This is a genomic window from Plantactinospora sp. WMMC1484 (assembly GCF_049315195.1).
GTDB lineage: Bacteria > Actinomycetota > Actinomycetes > Mycobacteriales > Micromonosporaceae > Plantactinospora.
The window spans coordinates 4,846,743-4,863,381 of record NZ_CP186055.1 but is presented as its reverse complement, the minus strand read 5'-3'; the positions used below and the strand labels follow the sequence as shown (position 1 = coordinate 4,863,381).

At 72.9% G+C, this 16,639-nt stretch carries 17 protein-coding genes; 8 read left to right on the top strand and 9 right to left on the bottom strand.

What is annotated here, in order from left to right; all coding sequences use genetic code 11:
- Positions 1-34: 34 nt before the first annotated feature.
- Positions 35-883 (top strand): aldo/keto reductase, encoded by an 849-nt coding sequence (locus ACN28C_RS21280; protein WP_422769297.1) that lies wholly within the window; start codon positions 35-37, stop codon positions 881-883.
- 32 nt (positions 884-915) lie between these two features.
- On the opposite strand, the gene ACN28C_RS21275 is transcribed toward ACN28C_RS21280, so the two are convergent.
- Positions 916-1,371, bottom strand: a complete 456-nt coding sequence (locus ACN28C_RS21275) for a pyridoxamine 5'-phosphate oxidase family protein (protein ID WP_422769296.1) — start codon at positions 1,369-1,371, stop codon at positions 916-918.
- A gap of 68 nt (positions 1,372-1,439) precedes the next feature.
- Positions 1,440-1,751 (bottom strand): hypothetical protein, encoded by a 312-nt coding sequence (locus ACN28C_RS21270; protein ID WP_422769295.1) that lies wholly within the window; start codon positions 1,749-1,751, stop codon positions 1,440-1,442.
- Between the two features lie 291 nt (positions 1,752-2,042).
- Between ACN28C_RS21270 and ACN28C_RS21265 the strand changes: the two genes are divergently transcribed.
- Positions 2,043-3,062, top strand: coding sequence for a DUF2267 domain-containing protein (locus ACN28C_RS21265; RefSeq protein WP_422769294.1), 1,020 nt, complete (start codon positions 2,043-2,045; stop codon positions 3,060-3,062).
- A 61-nt stretch (positions 3,063-3,123) separates the two neighbouring features.
- On the opposite strand, the gene ACN28C_RS21260 is transcribed toward ACN28C_RS21265, so the two are convergent.
- Entirely contained in the window at positions 3,124-4,422 is a 1,299-nt protein-coding gene (locus tag ACN28C_RS21260) for an NAD(P)/FAD-dependent oxidoreductase (protein WP_422769293.1), read from the bottom strand.
- Positions 4,423-4,552: 130 nt separating this feature from the next.
- Between ACN28C_RS21260 and ACN28C_RS21255 the strand changes: the two genes are divergently transcribed.
- The 3 genes from ACN28C_RS21255 to ACN28C_RS21245 all read left to right on the top strand — a co-directional run bounded on the left by ACN28C_RS21255 (position 4,553) and on the right by ACN28C_RS21245 (position 7,422).
- Positions 4,553-6,037, top strand: a complete 1,485-nt coding sequence (locus tag ACN28C_RS21255; protein WP_422769292.1) for a M20/M25/M40 family metallo-hydrolase — start codon at positions 4,553-4,555, stop codon at positions 6,035-6,037.
- 310 nt (positions 6,038-6,347) lie between these two features.
- Positions 6,348-6,911, top strand: coding sequence for a glyoxalase superfamily protein (locus ACN28C_RS21250; RefSeq protein WP_422769291.1), 564 nt, complete (start codon positions 6,348-6,350; stop codon positions 6,909-6,911).
- A gap of 118 nt (positions 6,912-7,029) precedes the next feature.
- Positions 7,030-7,422, top strand: a complete 393-nt coding sequence (locus ACN28C_RS21245) for a hypothetical protein (protein ID WP_422769290.1) — start codon at positions 7,030-7,032, stop codon at positions 7,420-7,422.
- 22 nt (positions 7,423-7,444) lie between these two features.
- Here the strand turns inward: ACN28C_RS21245 and ACN28C_RS21240 are convergent, their stop codons facing one another.
- Together ACN28C_RS21240 and ACN28C_RS21235 are read right to left on the bottom strand one after the other, a co-directional pair.
- Complete coding sequence (locus ACN28C_RS21240) at positions 7,445-7,924, bottom strand: hypothetical protein (RefSeq protein ID WP_422769289.1); 480 nt, start codon at positions 7,922-7,924, stop codon at positions 7,445-7,447.
- A gap of 107 nt (positions 7,925-8,031) precedes the next feature.
- Positions 8,032-8,742 carry a VOC family protein gene (locus ACN28C_RS21235; RefSeq protein WP_422769288.1) on the bottom strand — a complete coding sequence of 237 codons (711 nt, stop codon included), beginning with the start codon at positions 8,740-8,742 and terminating at the stop codon, positions 8,032-8,034.
- A gap of 314 nt (positions 8,743-9,056) precedes the next feature.
- On the opposite strand from ACN28C_RS21235, the gene ACN28C_RS21230 reads away from it, so the two are divergent.
- Entirely contained in the window at positions 9,057-10,079 is a 1,023-nt protein-coding gene (locus tag ACN28C_RS21230; RefSeq protein ID WP_422769287.1) for an NACHT domain-containing protein, read from the top strand.
- Positions 10,080-10,316: 237 nt separating this feature from the next.
- Positions 10,317-11,417, top strand: a complete 1,101-nt coding sequence (locus ACN28C_RS21225; RefSeq protein WP_422769286.1) for a hypothetical protein — start codon at positions 10,317-10,319, stop codon at positions 11,415-11,417.
- A gap of 328 nt (positions 11,418-11,745) precedes the next feature.
- Here ACN28C_RS21225 and ACN28C_RS21220 read toward each other — a convergent pair whose 3' ends face one another.
- From ACN28C_RS21220 to ACN28C_RS21205, 4 genes are read right to left on the bottom strand one after another with little or no spacing between them, the layout of a single operon-like run.
- On the bottom strand, positions 11,746-12,072 hold the full coding sequence (locus tag ACN28C_RS21220) for a DUF6510 family protein (protein WP_422769285.1): 327 nt from the start codon (positions 12,070-12,072) through the stop codon (positions 11,746-11,748).
- Positions 12,073-12,093: 21 nt separating this feature from the next.
- Positions 12,094-12,828: a ferredoxin reductase gene (locus ACN28C_RS21215; RefSeq protein WP_422769284.1), complete on the bottom strand. Its 735-nt coding sequence runs from the start codon at positions 12,826-12,828 to the stop codon at positions 12,094-12,096.
- Positions 12,828-13,418 carry a molybdopterin-dependent oxidoreductase gene (locus ACN28C_RS21210; RefSeq protein WP_422774752.1) on the bottom strand — a complete coding sequence of 197 codons (591 nt, stop codon included), beginning with the start codon at positions 13,416-13,418 and terminating at the stop codon, positions 12,828-12,830. The genes ACN28C_RS21215 and ACN28C_RS21210 overlap by 1 nt, the downstream gene beginning before the upstream one ends.
- 45 nt (positions 13,419-13,463) lie before the next feature.
- The gene (locus tag ACN28C_RS21205; RefSeq protein WP_422769283.1) at positions 13,464-15,332 is read right to left on the bottom strand and encodes a hypothetical protein; all 1,869 of its coding nucleotides are present in this window, start codon (positions 15,330-15,332) and stop codon (positions 13,464-13,466) included.
- 95 nt (positions 15,333-15,427) lie between these two features.
- Between ACN28C_RS21205 and ACN28C_RS21200 the strand changes: the two genes are divergently transcribed.
- Positions 15,428-16,609: a CaiB/BaiF CoA transferase family protein gene (locus ACN28C_RS21200; protein ID WP_422769282.1), complete on the top strand. Its 1,182-nt coding sequence runs from the start codon at positions 15,428-15,430 to the stop codon at positions 16,607-16,609.
- Positions 16,610-16,639 lie beyond the last annotated feature (30 nt).

Sequence of the window (16,639 nt, the reverse complement as noted above, 5' to 3'; positions counted from 1 at the left end):
GGCGGCGCGGACCGGTCGGGACGGGAGGCAGGGCATGGCGCAGCGGCAGGTTCCCACGGTCACGCTGCCGTCCGGTGAGGCGATCCCCGCGCTCGGCCAGGGCACCTGGGGGATGGCGGAGGACCCCCGGCGGCGGGAGGAGGAGATGGCCGCGCTCCGCGCCGGGGTCGACGCCGGCCTCACGCTGATCGACACCGCCGAGGTGTACGCCGACGGCGCCGCCGAGGAACTGGTCCGGGAGGCGCTCGGCGACCGGCGCGAGGAGATCTTCCTGGTCAGCAAGGTCTCCTCGGAGCATGCGACCACCATCGGGACCGCCGACGCCTGCGCCCGCAGCCTGGAGCGGCTCGGCACCGACCGGATCGACCTGTATCTGCTGCACCAGCGGGGCGACGCGCCGCTGCCGGAGACCGTCGAGGCGTTCACCGGCCTGATGACCCAGGGGCTGATCCGGCACTGGGGGGTGAGCAACTTCGATCTGCCGGAGGTGGTCGAACTGGCCGGCATTCCGGGCGGCACCGCCGTCGAGACGGACCAGATCCCCTACAACCTCACCCGCCGGGGCATCGAGTGGGACCTGCTCCCCCGCTGCCGCGCGGCCGGCCTACCGATCATGGCGTACTCGCCGCTCGAGCGGGGCCGGCTACTCGACCATCCGGTGCTGCGCCGCGTCGCCGACCGGCACGGCGCCACGCCCGGGCAGGTGGGGCTGGCCTGGCTGCTCTGCCAGCAAGGGGTGTGCGCGGTGACCGGGGCCAGCCGCCCCGACCACGTCAGGGAGAACCGGGCGGCCGTCGAGCTGGTCCTGACCGAGGAGGACCTGGCCGAACTCGACCGGACATTTCCGGCGCCCAGCGGCCCTCGGCCGCTGGAACTACTCTGACCGCCAGGAGCCAGGCCGAGCCAGGCCGGATCTCACTCGCGTTCGATCCTCCGCAGCCCGTGTCTGGGCGTCCACCACTCGACCACGAGCAGCGTGGCCTGCTCGTTCAGGTGCGTGTGCACGACCTCGGTGATGTCGGCATGGAAGCGGTCGCCCTCCGGCCCCTCGCTGATCGGTCCGGCGGTGACCGCCCGACCGGCGACCTTCGCCTCGCCCGGCCACTGCGCCTCGGCCCCCTCGATCGGGTCGACGGTCGCGCTGTGCAGGGCGAACCGCGGATCCCGCCGCAGGTCGGCGCCCTTGCGCGCCTTCGGCATCGAGCCGAAGACGAGTTCGCCGTCGGAAAAGACCACCTCGATCCCGGAGATCCGCGGCGACCCGTCGGCCCGCAGGGTGGCGATCGTCTTGTGTCTGTGCGCGTCGAAGAGCGCCCGTACCCGTGCGGCGAACTCCGGCACCGCCCGCTCGACGTCCTGCCATGCCGTCATGAGCCCATGATCGCACCGATCCGGGGCGGAGCGGAGATCCGGACAGCAGGAGGGCGCCCGGCGGCTCCTCAGACCGCCTTCAGCCGGGCCGGCCGCCGGATCGGCTCAACACCCACCTCGTCCGGCCGGGCTGCGTCCTCGGGCGGGCCGCTCTCCGGCGGCTGGAACAGGTAGCGGACGAACTCGCCACTCGCCTCGTTCTCGTCCGAGCCGGGCCACTGTCCGGCGGCGTCGACCCCGATGACCTCCCGCCCTCCCTCGTCGGTCTCCTCCAGCAGCGCCCAGAGTGACACGGGGTAGCAGCGGGTCGTGTCCGGGGCGAGCCGCCAGCGGGCGTACCAACCGGGCCGGGCGGGCACGATCTCGACGATCCTCTTCATGCTGACCCTCCTCGGGCGGCACGGGACGGGACCGCCTCACCCCGATGCCCAAGGCGGTCGCGGCGGTCGCGGCGGTCGAACCGATCATCGACACCGGCGGGGTGAGCGCTCCTCACCCCGGCGTGATGAGCCGGCCGGAGGCCCGGGGTCGGACGCCGGCAAGTTTTGTCGATGCGGGCCGGGGAAGGCAGTTGATCGTGCCGCAGTCGTGCGGCCGCCGGGTGCGGTGGTGGCCCGGAGCAGGCACGGTTCGGATCCTCATGACGACGACCAGCCCAGCGAGGAGACGGCATGAGCGGGAAGCAGATGGATGGCGACAACCAACGGCGCCGTACCCTGGCGCGGCAGGCCCGCGAGCGGGGCCGGCGCCCGAGCGAGGTGGGCGCGACACTCGGCGCCGACAAGCAGCTCGCAAGCCTGGACCGGAGCCGCCGCGCCGGGCCCGCGCCGGCCGGCAGCCACAAGCCGAACGCCGAGCGGGGCGGTCCGACCACCCCGCCGCCGGCCCCGGCCGACCGCCCCGGCCCGGCCCCCGACGACCTGCCCGGCACCGCCACCGGGGTCGCCGTGATCGGCTACCGGGAGTTCGTCGCCGACATCGGGCGCCGGGCCGGCGTCGACTTCGAGCAGGCCCGCGCCGCCGCCGAAGCCACGGTGGCCGCGCTGGCCCGCGCGCTGGAGACCGCCGACCGGCAACGGCTGCTCGACGCCGTACCGAACCAGCTGTACGACGACGGCGCGCTGGCCACCGGCGACCGGCGTCGCGACCTGGCCGGTTTCCTCGACGAGGTGGCCCGGCTGACACATCGCAGCCCGGAGCAGGCGCGCTACCAGGCGCAGGCGACGCTGAGCGCGCTCGCCTCGGCGGACGACGGACTGATCGGCTCGCTGGAGCTGCCGACCGAGCTGCGGGAGCTGCTCGGCCCGCCGCCGGCCGGCGGCGGGCTGGTCGACCCGGCCGGCGCCACCGCACCGCTGACCGACGACGAACTCCGCGACGCGTTGGCGACGCTTCCCTACTGGTCCGGCGACCGGCGGCGGCTGACCCGCACCATCGAGCTTCCGCCGGAGAACCTCGACCGGGTGCTGGGCCGGTTGGCACGGTTGCGCCCGGAGACCGGCCGGGGGCCGACGGTCGGCCGGGAGTCGCCGCAGACGGCGGTGCTGACCGTCCGGACCCGAGCCCTGGACGGGGTGACCGCGCTCGACGTCGTGCTCGCGCACCAGATCGACGACGCCGTCGACGAAGTCGGCGCCGGCATGGCCACCCCACCACCCGAGCGCCCCCGGGGCCCCCGCCCGGGCCCGTGACACCGGTAAGGAAGGGCCCCCGCTTATCGTTTTCTGTTGTACAAGGGCCCCTTCCTTGCCGCTATCGGTGGACCGGGAGCTCGGGCGTGGCGCTCTCCAGCGGTACGGTGTGCGCCGGCACCAGCCCGAGATGTACGGCCTGCCGGGTGAACGCCGCGTCCAGCAGCCAGTCGGCGCTGACCCGGGCCCGGTTCGCCGGTAACGCCAACAGGTGGTAGCCCCGGGTCACCGCCTTGGCCGGCAACCCGGCCAGGGGCACCCGCACCGGGTTCGCGGCCGCGTCGGTGCCGCCGAGGTCCACCACGAATCCGAGGTCGTGGTGGCGGTACGGCCGGCGCTTGCCCTGGCCGTACGAGGCGGCGACGTTGTGCGCGGCGAGTTTCCCCTGCCGCTGGGCGTGCTGCGCGGTCATCGCCGTCACCTGGCCGGGCCGGGTGAGGTCGGGGACGGCGGCCGCGTCGCCGCAGGCGTAGACGTCGGGGAAGCCGGGGACGTTGAGGAACTCGTCGACGACCAGCCGCCCCTTCTCGGTCGGCAGCCCGAGGTCGGCGACGAGCGGGTCGGGGCGGACACCGACGCACCAGATCAGTGACCGGGTCGGCACGTACTCGCCGTCGCTGAGCTTCACCCCGTCGGCCATCGCCTCGGCGACGGTGGTGCCCATCCGGACGTCCACGCCCCGGGCGTCGAGCACCCGCCGGGCGGTCTCCGACATCCGCTGGTCGAGCTCACTCAGCACCCGATCGGCGAGGTCGAGCAGCATCCAGCGCGGCCGTACGCCGAGCCGGGGGTGCTGGGCGGCAAGTGCGTCGGTGAAGAGCTGGCCGTGCGCGGCCACCTCCGTACCGGTGTAGCCGGCGCCGACAACCACGAACGTGGTACGCGCGTCCCGCTCGGCCTCGTCGTCGGTCGCCTCGGCCTGCTCGATCTGCGAGACGACGTGATCGTGCAGGTAGAGTGCCTCGGGCAGTCCCCGGAACCCGTGCGCGTGCTCGGTGACGCCGGGAATGGGCAACAGCTTGTTGACGCTGCCGACGGCGATGATCAGCCGGTCGTACTCGAGGTGCCCGGCATCCCCCTCGGCGCCGGAGTAGTCGACCCGCCTCGCCCGTAGGTCGATGTGTTGGGCCTCGCCGATGACGACCCGGACCCCGTCCAGCGTGCCGGCGAGGGAGACCGAGACCCGACTCGGCTCCAGGATTCCGGCCGCCACCTCCGGCAGCAGGGGGAGGTAGAGGAAGAAGTCGGTCGGGTTCAGCAGCGAGATCTCGGCCCGGCCGTTGGCGGTCCGGGAGAGGTTCTTCGCCGCGTGGTAGCCGGCGAAGCCGGCCCCGACGATGACAATGCGCGGTTTCGTCATGAGAACGCCGTTCCCGGACATCGGCCCGGCAAACCCGGGCCGGCGGGCGTACCGGACGAGGGGTGGTACGGAGGGCGGAAATCGATCATTTTCGTTGACAGTCACAGCTCGCATTGATGACGATGCCTGCATGACATCCCAGGAGTTCCGGGGCGACGGGCCCACGAAGCCGAGCCGCCGCACCTTCCTCTCCGCCGCCACCGTCACCGCCGCCGCTGCGAGCGCCACGGTTGCCGCGCCCCTGGCCGCCGCCACCTCCGCCGCCGCGTCGGGTGCCGGATCCGGTGCCACCGCCGGCAGTGGCGGGCCGGCGGGACCCGGCCGGCCGATCCGACCGCAGGCACCTGACCGGCAGCTACGGAGCCTGCTCCGCGAGATCGACAAGCGCCGGATCGAGGCGACCGTCCGGCGACTCGCCGCCTTCGGCACCCGGCACACCCTCTCCAGCCAGGACGACCCGGTCCGCGGAATCGGCGCCGCCCGGGACTGGATCTACGAACAGATGCGCGGCTACGCCGCCCGGTCCGGCGGGCGGCTGACGGTGGAGCTCCAGTCGTACGTCCAGGAGCCGGCGTCCCGGATCCCGGTGCCAACCGTGATCACCAATGTCGTCGCGACGCTGCGCGGCGAGAGTTCCCCGGAGCGGATCTACGTCGTCACCGGCCACTACGACTCCCGGTGCACCGACGTCATGGACGCCACCAGCGACGCGCCGGGCGCCGACGACGACGCCTCCGGGGTGGCGGTCGCGATGGAACTGGCCCGGGTGATGTCCACCCGGGACAGCGATGCCACCATCGTCTTCGCGGCGGTCGCCGGCGAGGAGCAGGGTCTCTACGGCTCGGGATACCTGGCCCGGCAGTTCAGGGCGGCCGGCGCCGACGTGCAGGGGATGTTCAGCGACGACATCGTCGGCAGCAGCACCGCCGACGACGGCACCCGGGATCGGCGTACGCTGCGACTCTTCGCCGAGGGTGTGCCGACGGCCGAGACACCGGCCGAGGCGAACACCCGGCGCGCGGTCGGTGGCGAGAACGACTCGCCGAGCCGGCAACTCGCCCGGTTCGTCAGCCACGTGGCCGACAACGACAGCACCGGGATGCGGATCCGGGTGATCTACCGTCGGGACCGCTACCTGCGCGGCAGCGACCACATCCCGTTCCTGGAGCAGGGTTACCCGGCCGGCCGGTTCACCGAGCCGCACGAGGACTTCGCGCACCAGCACCAGGACGTCCGGGTCGTCGACGGCAAGCAGTACGGCGACCTGCCGGAGTTCTGCGACTTCGAGTACATCACCCGGGTGGCCAAGGTGAACGCGGCGGCCCTCTGGTCCCTCGCCCAGGCCCCTGGCACGCCGAAGGACGTCGTCATCGTCACCACGAACCTGACCAACGACACCGAGCTGCGCTGGGCCCGGGGCAGCGAGCCGGACCTGGCCGGCTACGAGGTGGTGTGGCGGGAGACCACGGCGCCGGAGTGGACCCACGCGATCCCGGTCGGCGACGTCACGACGGCCACCGTCGACCTCTCCAAGGACAACGTCTTCTTCGGGGTCCGTGCCGTCGACACCGCAGGCCACCGCAGCCCGGTGGCGTTCCCCCGCCCCGGCTCCTGATCCGGACACCGACGGCGGGGCCGACACCGGAGCGCTCGGGCCGCTATGCTGAGGCAGGCTACGGTGCGGCCGGCCGCTTGCGCCCAGAGGGTGTGGTGAACGCGCCGCTCGATCCCGACTGTCACGGCGGAGACTCCCGAAGGCGGCCGGCCAGTAACGCAAGCGCTGTCGCACCGGCTCGCCGGTATGGAGCTTCCATGACCCCGTCGGCACCCGAGCCACACCCGTCGACTCCCGACCCCAAACAGATGGCCCGGTCACTCCGTACCGAGCTGCGCGGGCGGTTCGACGTGGCCGCGACGCACAGCGAGTGCCTGGGATCGTCGCCCGACAGCACGGCGTCGACAACTGGAACATCCTGGCCGCCCGACAGCGGCCGGTCGCCACGGCCGGCCGCGGCGCGCCCGGCGACGCACCGGGCGGCGACGGCGCCGGGGGCACGCATCCGTGGGGGGCGCGCAGCAACACCATTCCGGTACTGCGCATTTTCGCGGTCGCTCCGGCGCTCGAGTTCTACGTCGACTTCCTCGGTTTCACCCTGGACTTCGGTGGCCCGAACGCCGGTCCCGGCACCGCCTACTACGGACAGGTCTCCCGGCACGACACCACCCTGCACCTCGCCGAAACGGCGTACGACGCGGGCCAGGGCGCGACGGTCTTCCTCTGGATCGACGGCATCGACGAGCTGCGTGAACGGTTGAACCAGCGGCGCACCGAGGTGCCGGTGTGGGGACCGGCGGTCTGGACTCCGGAGGTCGAGCAGGCCCAGTGGGACGGCCGGGTCCTCACCGTCGCCGACCCGTTCGGGAACCATCTGCGGTTCAGCGAACCCCAGGATCCGTCGATCCGGGGCGGCCTGCCGCGCTGGGCGTAACCGTACGGCCGGCCCCGGTGCGGGCCGGCCGTACCCTGCGGTGTGGCAGCACCTTCACTATGCTCGCGATCGACATGCACGACTTCGCGTAGTGGGAGCGGGTGGAGGACGCCGATCCATGATCATCGCCTTGCTGCTGGACCTCGCCAACATCGTCGGCGGTTTCCTGCTCGCCGTCGCGCTGCTGCGCCGGCTGCCCCGGGTCGGGGACGACCTCGGTCGCTTCGCCGCCCGGGTGGCGCCGTTCGGCTGGCTGGTCGGGATCGTCGCGCTGGTGGCCGGCGGCTACTACCTCCTCGTCCACCTGATCTCCGGGCCCCGGGTGTTCCACTTCGAGGTGGTCGGGATCGGCGTCGGGTTGGCGCTGCTCTGGGACCGGTTGACCGGGCGGCCGGCGCCGAGGCCGGAGGCAGCTCAGGGCGCCGCCACCGGCCTCGGCCTGCTGCTCGCGATCTTCGGCATCATCGCGATCGTCGTCGGCATCCAGGGTCTCTTCACCCCGGACGGCTGATCCTGGTGGCGGCGCCGCGCCATCACCACCAGGCGGTGCACCGTGCGGCTGTGGCGTAGGGGAACGACTGGCCGCATGCCTGGAACCGGTAGCTGGGGTTGCTGCTGGTTGTCTTGGCCGCGGAGGTCTTGGTCAAGCCGGTGGCGTCGACCAGGAACGGCCCGCACTGCACGTGGATGCTGGCGCCGCCGTCGATGCTCCAGTTCATCCACACCCGGTCGCGGGCGAAGGTGAGTCCGTCGATCATCGCCCAGCCCCGCTGCGCCCCGGCGACGGTGCCGTAATAGAGGCGGACGACCGGTCCACCCGGCAGCGTCACCGGCGCGACGGCCTGGGTGCCGCGCAGCGTGTCGGGGATGTCGCGGAAACCGTTCGCGCCCCGCTCGCAATCCGCCGCGGTCAGCGGTGCGGGTGGAGTCGCGGCCGCCGAAGCTTGGGGTGCCGCGCCGATCACCGCGACGAGCGATGCCGCCAGTACAGCAACGATGGCCCGAATCTTCATCGCCGGATCCTCCTGGTCAGTAGGTCCACTGCGCAGAAGGTAGGTCGGGCAGGCTTCACCTCGGTTTCAACCGGTCGGCGTCGGATGGGTGCTGGTCGACGCCTCGGTCAGGAGAGAGTCAGGCAGAACGGCTTGTCGGCCGGGTCGGCGTAGACCCGGAACCTCGGACCACCGGCCGGCAGTCGCCTCGCGCCCAGCGCCAACACCGCCGGCTCGGCAACGTCGAAGTCGTCGACGACCACGTCCAGGTGCACCTGCTGAGGTCGGGTCGGATCCGGCCAGCGCGGCGGCGTGTAGTCGGTCACCTGCTGGAACAGCACCGGCTGCTCGCCGTCGTTGCCGATCATCGCCATGCCGTCGCCGTCGTACGTCACCGGCTTGCCCAGCAGTTCGGCGTAGAACGTGCTCAGCACCTTGGCGTCCGGACAGTCGAGCATCACGCCCATCACCGTCGTGTCGGGGTTGTCCGCCTTCAGGCAGAGGTCGAACGGGTGCCCGGCCGGGTCGGCCAGGGTGTACCAGCTCTCGTTCCTGTGCAGCAGGGTCGCGCCGAGGCCGAGGGCCCGGTCGAGGCCGGCCTCGAGGTCGGGAATCCGGAAGTCGAGGTGTCCCTGCTGTGGTCGGGTCTGGCCGGGCCACTGCGGCGCCTCGTGGTCCGGAGCCGACTGCAGGCCGATCCGCCAGCCGTCGGGCGTGGCGAGTGTTATCCAGTCGTCGTCGACATCCGCCTCCGTCCAGCCGGCAAGGCTCTGATAGAAGGCGGAGAGGCGGGCGATGTCGGGCGCGTCGAAGGCCACGGTTTCCAGCTTGCCGATCATTGGCAACTCCCTCCAGGTGGTCTGCCCGCATCCTGCCCGCCGGATCTGACAAGAATCGGCGACCGACGCTCGGCCCGGCCGGCTCACCGGAGTTCGTCGGCAGGCGCATCGTCTCGAGGCCGTACCGGCAGACCGTGCGTACGGGCCGCCACCGGGTTGATCGGCGAGAGGGCGGAGCCGCACGGGTCCGGGGCACCGCCCGGAGGATCCGGCCTGCCATACACGTTCGGCCAGACATCCCGGGCCCCTGGGGAATCCCGGGTGGCGTGCCGACCCGTTAACGTTGGCGCCACCGTTCTCCCGAAGGTGGCAATGTGGACGATTTCCGGGACCTGCTGTGGTGGCTGGGATTGGGTGATCCGGGCTGGGCACCATGGGTCTTCGGCATCGTCGCCGTCGCGAGCGTGCTGCTCTCGTTGGCGCCCGCGGCGCGGTTGTTCGTCATCGTGGTCCGAGCGGTCACCGGGTTCGTCGAACGCCGCCGAGACCCGCGCCGGGTGCGCCGCCGGGCACTCTTCGCCGACCACGTAGAAAGCCAGCTACGCCGGCTCGACGAGCGGGAGGAGTGGCGGGACCACCGCTTCGCCCGGCTGGAGGCGGAGGTGGAGATGGAGGGCCGGCAGCAGCGCATCTTCCCGTGGCTGCGCCGACGGCGTCACGTGCTACGCCGTGAGAAGTCCCTGTCGCGCGCGCTCCAACGCAGCGATGAGCGGCTGGTCCTACTGCAGGGCGAGCCGGGCTCGGGCAAGAGCGTCGCGCTGCGGAACGCCGCCCGTGCACTTGCGGCGAAAGCGATGCGCCACCCTCGCCTGCGCAGCAGGATTCCCCTTTACGTCAACCTCAAGGAGTTCCGGCCGACCGGGGATCGGCTCGACGCGGAGGTCGTTCGCACGTTCGTCCTCGACCAGCTCAATCGGGCGAACAGTCGGGACGTGGACCAGTTCCTCGGCGACGAGTTCCAGACGGGCATGCGGGAGGGGTCGTGGCTGTTCCTCTTCGACTCCTTCGACGAGATCCCGGACGTGCTCACGGCAGTCGAGCCCGACGAGACGGTTGGCAGATACGCCGACGCGGGCTGTGGATCCTGGTCAACGCCATCCGCCGACAGCACCTCGACGGTGCCGGTGAGGGTCTACAGGTGTTCCTGGATGTCGCGTCGGCCGCCAGCAGGCGTCAGCGGGAGCTCGCCGCGCTGCCGCCGTGGAGGAAGTCCCTCGCCCACCTGCGCGACGAGACGCGTGGGCGTCGCCCGATCGACGGGGGGTCTCCGAGCAGACGCTGGACGAGATCGCCCGCCTCACCACGAGCGGATCCACCTGACGACGATCAGCGCCTGACCGGTCACCGGCATCCGCCGTGGCGGCACGACGCCGTGCGGGCCGTCGCTGCCTGCCCGGTGCAGGCGCCCGCGCCGACGAGCCCGTGTCCGCGTTCCGGATACCGCTGCATATTCCGGCTACGCCCCAGATGGGTGTTGACGCGGCCGGGCCGCGACTGCCCGGGAGCCGACAGCGGCCGGAGCGGGCGCGTCGCAGACTCCGTTAACACATCGAACCATCCCGATTGGAGGCCAGATGCGACTCCGTCCCCGCATCCTCGCCATCAGCCTGGTCGCCGCGCTGACGGCCACCGTCGTCGGCCCGCCCGCGCCGGGCCGGGCCGCCGCCGCCGACCGGTTCGGCTTCGCGTACGTGGACAACCCGCTGCTGCCGGCCGCCTGGACCGTGCTCGACCCGACCCGGCAGTGGGGCAGTTGGAAGACCGCCTTCCCGGCGTTGCAGGCCGAGGGAATGCGGCTCGCCCCGGGCCGCTATCACGTCAGGTTCCCGCAGGTCGGCGCCGGGTCACGAGGCAACGTGCACGTCACGCCGGTGAACCGGACCGGGCACTACTGCGAGATCGTCCGCTGGGGACAGTCGGGGACGGACGAGATCGTCGACGTGCAGTGCCACAAGCCGGGCGGCGACCGGGACGACACCCGGTTCACGGTGCTCTGGACCTACAGCTCCGGGCTGGTGCCGCCGGTCGAGGGCAGTCACGCCTGGCTCCAGTGGGGCGGCGCGGCGGTGGTGCAGTCGTACAACTCGACGGGTGGCGGGGTCAGCGTGCTGGCCGGCGGCGTCGGGGTCTACCAGGTCCGGCTCGGCGGGGTCGGGGTGGCCGGGGCGCTCGCCGGCAACCTCCAGGTGACGGCGGTGCAGCCGAACGCGGGACCGCGCCGCTGCAAGGTCGCCAGGTGGGGCGGCAGCGGGCTCGACATCATCGCGTACGTCACCTGCTTCGACCAGGCGGGGGCGCCGGTGGCCAGCGAGTTCACCCTCTCCTACCACCGTGAACGGGCCGTCTACGGGTCGTTCGCGCCGCCGAAGTACACCGGTTACTTCTCGTCGGCGCACGCCGGCCAGACCAACTGGAACTATCCGGCCGGTGGGTTCGGGTTCAACTCGTCGGTCCCGCTCGCCCCGGCCGGCCGCTACCTGGTGAGGTATCCACTGCTGGTCGAGAAGGAGACGCACGGCCAGGTCACCGGCTACGGCTCGGGCTCGAACTACTGCCACCTGACGCAGCCGTGGACGCTGACCGCCACCGCCGCCGAGGTCGACACGATCTGCTTCGACAACACCGGCAGCCCGGCACCGCACGACTTCCTCTCCACCTTCACCTCCCGGGTCTGAGTCGCGGACGCCCGGCGCTGACCGGGCGGCACGACGCCCGGATCACCGGCGCGGGCGCACCTGCGCCACGATCGACACGTCGGTGATCCGGGCGTCGTCCGCGAGGGGGCCGCGGGTGGGGGCCGTCGGGTCGTGGTGCCCGCTCGGTCCGGCGTCCGCGCGGCGGCATCGGTCTCTCCCGCACGGTGGGCAACGGCGGTTCGGGTGACGGAACCGGCGATGGCCGGCCGAGCCGGTCAGCGCGCCGGTCAGCGCGCCGGTCAGCGAGCCGGTCAGCGAGCCGGTCAGCGAGCCGGTCAGCGAGCCGGTCAGCGAGCCGGCCGCTCGGCTACGTCGCGGTCGGGCCGGGCATCGTGGCCGGCTCGGCCGGCATCGGGATCTGGAGGAAGGTCGCGCCGCGCAGGTCCAGCCAGGCGCTGGTCGGAGTCCGGACCAGCCGCAGCACCACCTCCTCGCAGGCCGGGCAGCGGGCCACCACCCCGGGCGCGTTCGAATAGACCCGCAGCGTGGCCATCGGCCCGCTCCGGCCGCACGAGGCGCACCGGCCGGTCGCCGTGGTCAGGTCGACCGCGAACACGTCGCGCAACGGGCCGGCCAGCACGTTTCCGTCGAGATAGTCCATCGGCGCCGGGTCCGGCCGGAGCTGCTCGGTCATGTCGCCCTCCAGTGTCGGTGCTCAGCCTCCGGTGGGGCCGAACCGTTCGGTCTTGATCCGCCGGGGCTCGTGCCCGAGCGCGACCAGGATGTCGGAGACCGCCTCGACGAAACCGGTCGGCCCGCAGACGAAGTTGACCGGTTCGAGCTGAGGCGGCCAGCCGTGGGTGTTCACGTCGGCGACGGCGACCCGGTGGGCCTGGCCGGGAAGGCCATCCGGCACCTCCCGGGTGTAGACGTAGGCGACATCGAGCCCCTGGTCGTCCCGGATCCGCCGGCGCAGTTCGTCGGCGAAGTAGACGTCCCGGTCGGAGCGGACCGAGTAGATCAGCCGGAACGGCACCCGGCTGCCGGCCTCCCGCCGGGCCCGGATCATGGCCATCAGGGGTGCGATGCCGGAGCCACCGCCGACCAGCAGCACCGGCGCCGGGTCCGTCGCCCGCCAGACGAAGTAGCCGCCGACCGGTCCGCGTACCTCGATCTGGTCGCCGACCGACAGCCCGTCGAGCAGGTACGGCGACACCTCGCCGTCCGGCACCCGCTGGACGGTGACCTCGATCCGGTTCCCGTCGGCCGGTGCGGAGATCGAGTAGCTGCGGGCAGCCTGGTAGCCGTCCTCGGCGGTCAGCCGCAGGTCGACGTGCTGGCCGGGCAGGTGACCGGGCCAGTCCGGCACCTCCAGCACCAGCGTGCCGGCGGTGTCGGTCTCGTCGCGGCGGTCCACCAGCCGGGCCACCCACCAGCCGGTCCGCTTCATCAGTCTCCCTGGTACCGCTGTTCGCGCCATGGGTCACCGTAATCGTGGTAGCCGGCGGTCTCCCAGAAACCGGGCTCGTCGGTCAGGCCGAGACGGATGCCGCGCACCCACTTGGCGGATTTCCAGAAATACAGGTGCGGCACGAGCAGCCGGGCCGGTCCGCCGTGTTCGGCCGGCAGGTCCGCGCCGTCATACCGGTGTACGACCCAGGCCTGCCCGTCGCGCAGGTCGTCCAGCGGCAGGTTCGTCGTGTAGCCGCCGTACGAGTGCACCAGCGCGTAGTCGGCCGCCGTGTCGACGCCGTCGAGGAGGGTGTCCAGGGAGACCCCCTGCCAGTTGGTGCCGAGCTTCGACCAGTGGGTCACGCAGTGGATGTCCACGGTCGGCGTCTCGTTCGGCAGCGCCCACATCTCGTCCCAGGACCACCGGTGCTCGTCGCCCGTCTCGGTGGTGATCACGAACTCCCACTCCGCCAGCGGCACCCGGGGGGTCGGGCCGGCGGAGAGCACAGGAAAGTCCTCGGTCAGGTACTGCCCGGGTGGCAGGTTCGGCTCGGACGGTCGACGCCGCCCCTGGAAGCCCGGTGACACGATGCCCACCCGCTAGTCCTACCACCTCAGGATGCACCACAGGTTTCAACCCCCGAATCTCCGCCCCGCCCGGGGCCGGCCACCGGGCACCGGCCGCGGGACCGGCGGATCGATGCCACTCCGCGCCTCGGCCGCGGTCTCGGCCAGCACCTCGGGAGGCAGGCCGGGCCAGCGGGCGTGGGCGTCGGCGAGAAAATAGTCCTCGCCCGGATCCCAGGTGTGCCCGGTGGCCCGCCGGTGGTAGACGTAGCCGAGCGGATGGGTCCGGTAGAGGCCGCCGCCGTCCCGGCGTACCCGGTCGAGGAGTCCGAAGTCGACGGATCGCGGCACCGGCCGCCAGCCACCCACCGCTTCGAGGTCACCCCTGGCGATCAGGATCGTGCCGCCGGCCACCACGGTGCAGTCGGACTCGGCACTGCCGGAGGGCCGGCGCAGCGTCACGTCCCGCGCCTGGAGATACACGAACTCCGAGCCCTTACCCACCAGGGTCGCCCCGGAGTAGTGCCGGGCCAGCACCAGGTCCCAGAGGTGCTCGGCCGCGTAGCTGTCGTCGTCGTCGAACTTGCTGACCAGGCTGCCCCGGGCCCGCTCGGTCGCCGCACCCAGCGCCTCGCCGAAGCTGGCGGTGCCGGATACCCGGACGATCTCGTACGGCCGGCCGGAGCCGGCCAGCGCGACCCGGACCGCCTCCGGCAACTCGACGCCGTGCAGGCAGAGCACGATCTCCATCTCCGGGTACGTCTGCGCGAGGAGCATCCGGACCGCCTCGGGTAGCCGTTCGGGGCGCCGGGTGGTCAGCAGCGCGCTCACCGACGGCACCGGACCGAGCCGCGGAAAGACCGCCGAGGCGAGCCGGGGCAGGGCTAAGCCGGTGGCGTGCCCGCGCAGCGCCGCCCGCCGCTGCCGAACGCTGCGCGCCTCCAGCGCCAGCGTGCCGCGCTCCGGCACCGGGTCGGCGAGCAGGGTCCGCAACTCCGGCGCGACCAGCGCGGCGACCCGCTCCGGCAGCGCCGGGACGGAGAGCACCGCCCCGGTCATCGCGATCTGGACCAGTAGCGCCGCCACCGCCACCGGCTCGGCGTCCGGGACACGCGGGCAGTCGACCACGCCGGTACGACGCAGCGCGGCGAGCACCGGTGCGGTCAACCCGGGCCCGTCCAACGGGTACGCCCGACCGGGGCGCGGCCGGCGAACGGCCGGGGCGAAGTCGAGGCGTACCCGGGGGGTGTCCGGACCGTAGCAGTCGGGCCGGCGGCCGCGCGGGTTGACCCGGAGGGCGTCGACCAACACGGCCGGCGCGGCGTCCGAGGCCCGGAGTCCGTGCCGGCTGCTGTCCCAGCCGACCGCGTACGGCGGCGTGTCCGGCGCGACGCCACCGGTCCCCGGCGGCTGCAGCAGTATGTCGTGCGCCCGGATCTCCGGACTGCCGACCAGTTCGCCGAGCAGCACGCTCCCGCCCGACGGCAGGTACGCCGGCGGCCTCCCCCGACTCGTCACGCTCGGCCTGGCGGGTGACGGCAGCGGGCGATCCGGCACCAGCGCCGCCAGCCCCGCCCGCAACACCTCGCGGAGCTGCACCGCCCGGGAAAGCCGGACGCCGACGGTGGCGATCCCCCGCCCCCGGCCGGGCAGCGCCACCCGCTGCCGGCAGAGGTGCTCCAGCGGCCCGACCCGACCCGACCAGCCACGCCGGGGCGCCCGCCAGTACGCCACGACCACGGTCACCCTGGTCGTCGCGGCCAGGGAGGCGGGCAGGAGCATCAGGTCGCGCAGCCGGTCGGTCGAGCCGGCGACGACCAGTGTCCGGCGTGTCCCCGGGATGCGCAGCACGCGCAGACCGACCAGGCGACCGAGCCGCTCCGCCCGACCGGGCCGCGGCACATTCATCAGCCGCCAGTAGCCGAGCAACTCCACCCCGCGACGATAGCCGCGGAGTGCCGGATCGGGCCGCAGCGACGTGCCGGACCGGGTGTCCTGACGTAGCGGACCGGGTGTCCTATGGTGCGGGGATGATCGCACCCCGGCCGGCCGGGGCCGGCCCGCTCACCGGCGTTCGCATCGTCGAGCTGGCCGGCATCGGTCCTGGGCCCTTCGCCGCGATGGTCCTCGCCGACCTCGGCGCCGACGTGGTCCGGATCGACCGGGTCCCACAGGTGCGGCCGGAGCGCTTCGGCACCCCCCATCCCGACCTGCTGGGCCGGGGCCGGCGGTCGCTGGCCGTCGACCTCAAGACGGCGGCCGGCCGACAACTGGTGCTCGACCTGGCCCGCGCCGCCGACGTACTGGTCGAGGGTTTCCGCCCGGGTGTCACCGAGCGGCTCGGGCTCGGTCCCGACCACTGCCTGGCGGTCAATCCCCGACTCGTCTACGGCCGGATGACGGGCTGGGGACAGCACGGCCCGAACGCCGCGTACGCCGGGCACGACATCGACTACCTGGCGCTGACCGGCGTACTGCACGGGATCGGCCGGCCCGGGGAACGGCCGGTGCCGCCGATGAACCTGGTCGCCGACTTCGGCGGCGGCGGGATGCTGCTGGCCCTCGGCGTGGTCTGCGCGCTCTTCGACATCCGGGGCGGCGGGACCGGCCAGGTCGTGGACGCCGCCATGGTGGACGGGGTGTCGCTGCTCTCCACCATGATCCATGGCTTGCGCGGGATGGGCCGGTGGGGCGACGAGCGCGGGGTGAACATCTTCGACGGCGGCGCGCCGTTCTACGACACCTACGAGTGCGCCGACGGGAGGTACGTGGCGGTCGGCGCGGTGGAACCGCAGTTCTACGCCGAACTGGTCCGGCTGACCGGCTTTCCGCTGCCGCCCGACGAGGGGCTCGCCGGGCTTGACCAGACCGACCCGGCGAACTGGGCGGTACTGCACCGGGCCTGGGCCCGACTGTTCCGCACCCGCGCGCGGGACGAGTGGGCCGCCCTCCTGGAACAGACCGACGCCTGCGTGGTGCCGGTACTGGACTGGCGGGAGGCGCCCCGGCATCCGCACCTCGCCGCCCGGGGGGTCTTCGTCACGCACGCCGGGACGGAGCAGCCGGCCCCGGCGCCCCGCTTCAGCCGTACGCCGGGCACGATCCGCCGCCCGCCCCCGCAGCCCGGGGAACACACCGACGAACTGCTGGCCGAACTCGGCCTGGACGCCGAGCGGATCACCCGGCTCCGCACGGACGGCACCGTCGCCTGAGGCATCCTCGTCGGGACACCGGGCCGCCTC

Excerpts from the sequence above, each read along its gene's own strand:
- ACN28C_RS21280 (WP_422769297.1), top strand. The coding sequence starts at position 35 with ATGGCGCAGCGGCAGGTTCCCACGGTCACGCTGCCGTCCGGTGAGGCG.
- ACN28C_RS21275 (WP_422769296.1), bottom strand. The coding sequence starts at position 1,371 with ATGACGGCATGGCAGGACGTCGAGCGGGCGGTGCCGGAGTTCGCCGCA.
- ACN28C_RS21270 (WP_422769295.1), bottom strand. The coding sequence starts at position 1,751 with ATGAAGAGGATCGTCGAGATCGTGCCCGCCCGGCCCGGTTGGTACGCC.
- ACN28C_RS21265 (WP_422769294.1), top strand. The coding sequence starts at position 2,043 with ATGAGCGGGAAGCAGATGGATGGCGACAACCAACGGCGCCGTACCCTG.
- ACN28C_RS21260 (WP_422769293.1), bottom strand. The coding sequence starts at position 4,422 with ATGACGAAACCGCGCATTGTCATCGTCGGGGCCGGCTTCGCCGGCTAC.
- ACN28C_RS21255 (WP_422769292.1), top strand. The coding sequence starts at position 4,553 with ATGACATCCCAGGAGTTCCGGGGCGACGGGCCCACGAAGCCGAGCCGC.
- ACN28C_RS21245 (WP_422769290.1), top strand. The coding sequence starts at position 7,030 with ATGATCATCGCCTTGCTGCTGGACCTCGCCAACATCGTCGGCGGTTTC.
- ACN28C_RS21240 (WP_422769289.1), bottom strand. The coding sequence starts at position 7,924 with ATGAAGATTCGGGCCATCGTTGCTGTACTGGCGGCATCGCTCGTCGCG.
- ACN28C_RS21235 (WP_422769288.1), bottom strand. The coding sequence starts at position 8,742 with ATGATCGGCAAGCTGGAAACCGTGGCCTTCGACGCGCCCGACATCGCC.
- ACN28C_RS21225 (WP_422769286.1), top strand. The coding sequence starts at position 10,317 with ATGCGACTCCGTCCCCGCATCCTCGCCATCAGCCTGGTCGCCGCGCTG.
- ACN28C_RS21220 (WP_422769285.1), bottom strand. The coding sequence starts at position 12,072 with ATGACCGAGCAGCTCCGGCCGGACCCGGCGCCGATGGACTATCTCGAC.
- ACN28C_RS21215 (WP_422769284.1), bottom strand. The coding sequence starts at position 12,828 with ATGAAGCGGACCGGCTGGTGGGTGGCCCGGCTGGTGGACCGCCGCGAC.
- ACN28C_RS21200 (WP_422769282.1), top strand. The coding sequence starts at position 15,428 with ATGATCGCACCCCGGCCGGCCGGGGCCGGCCCGCTCACCGGCGTTCGC.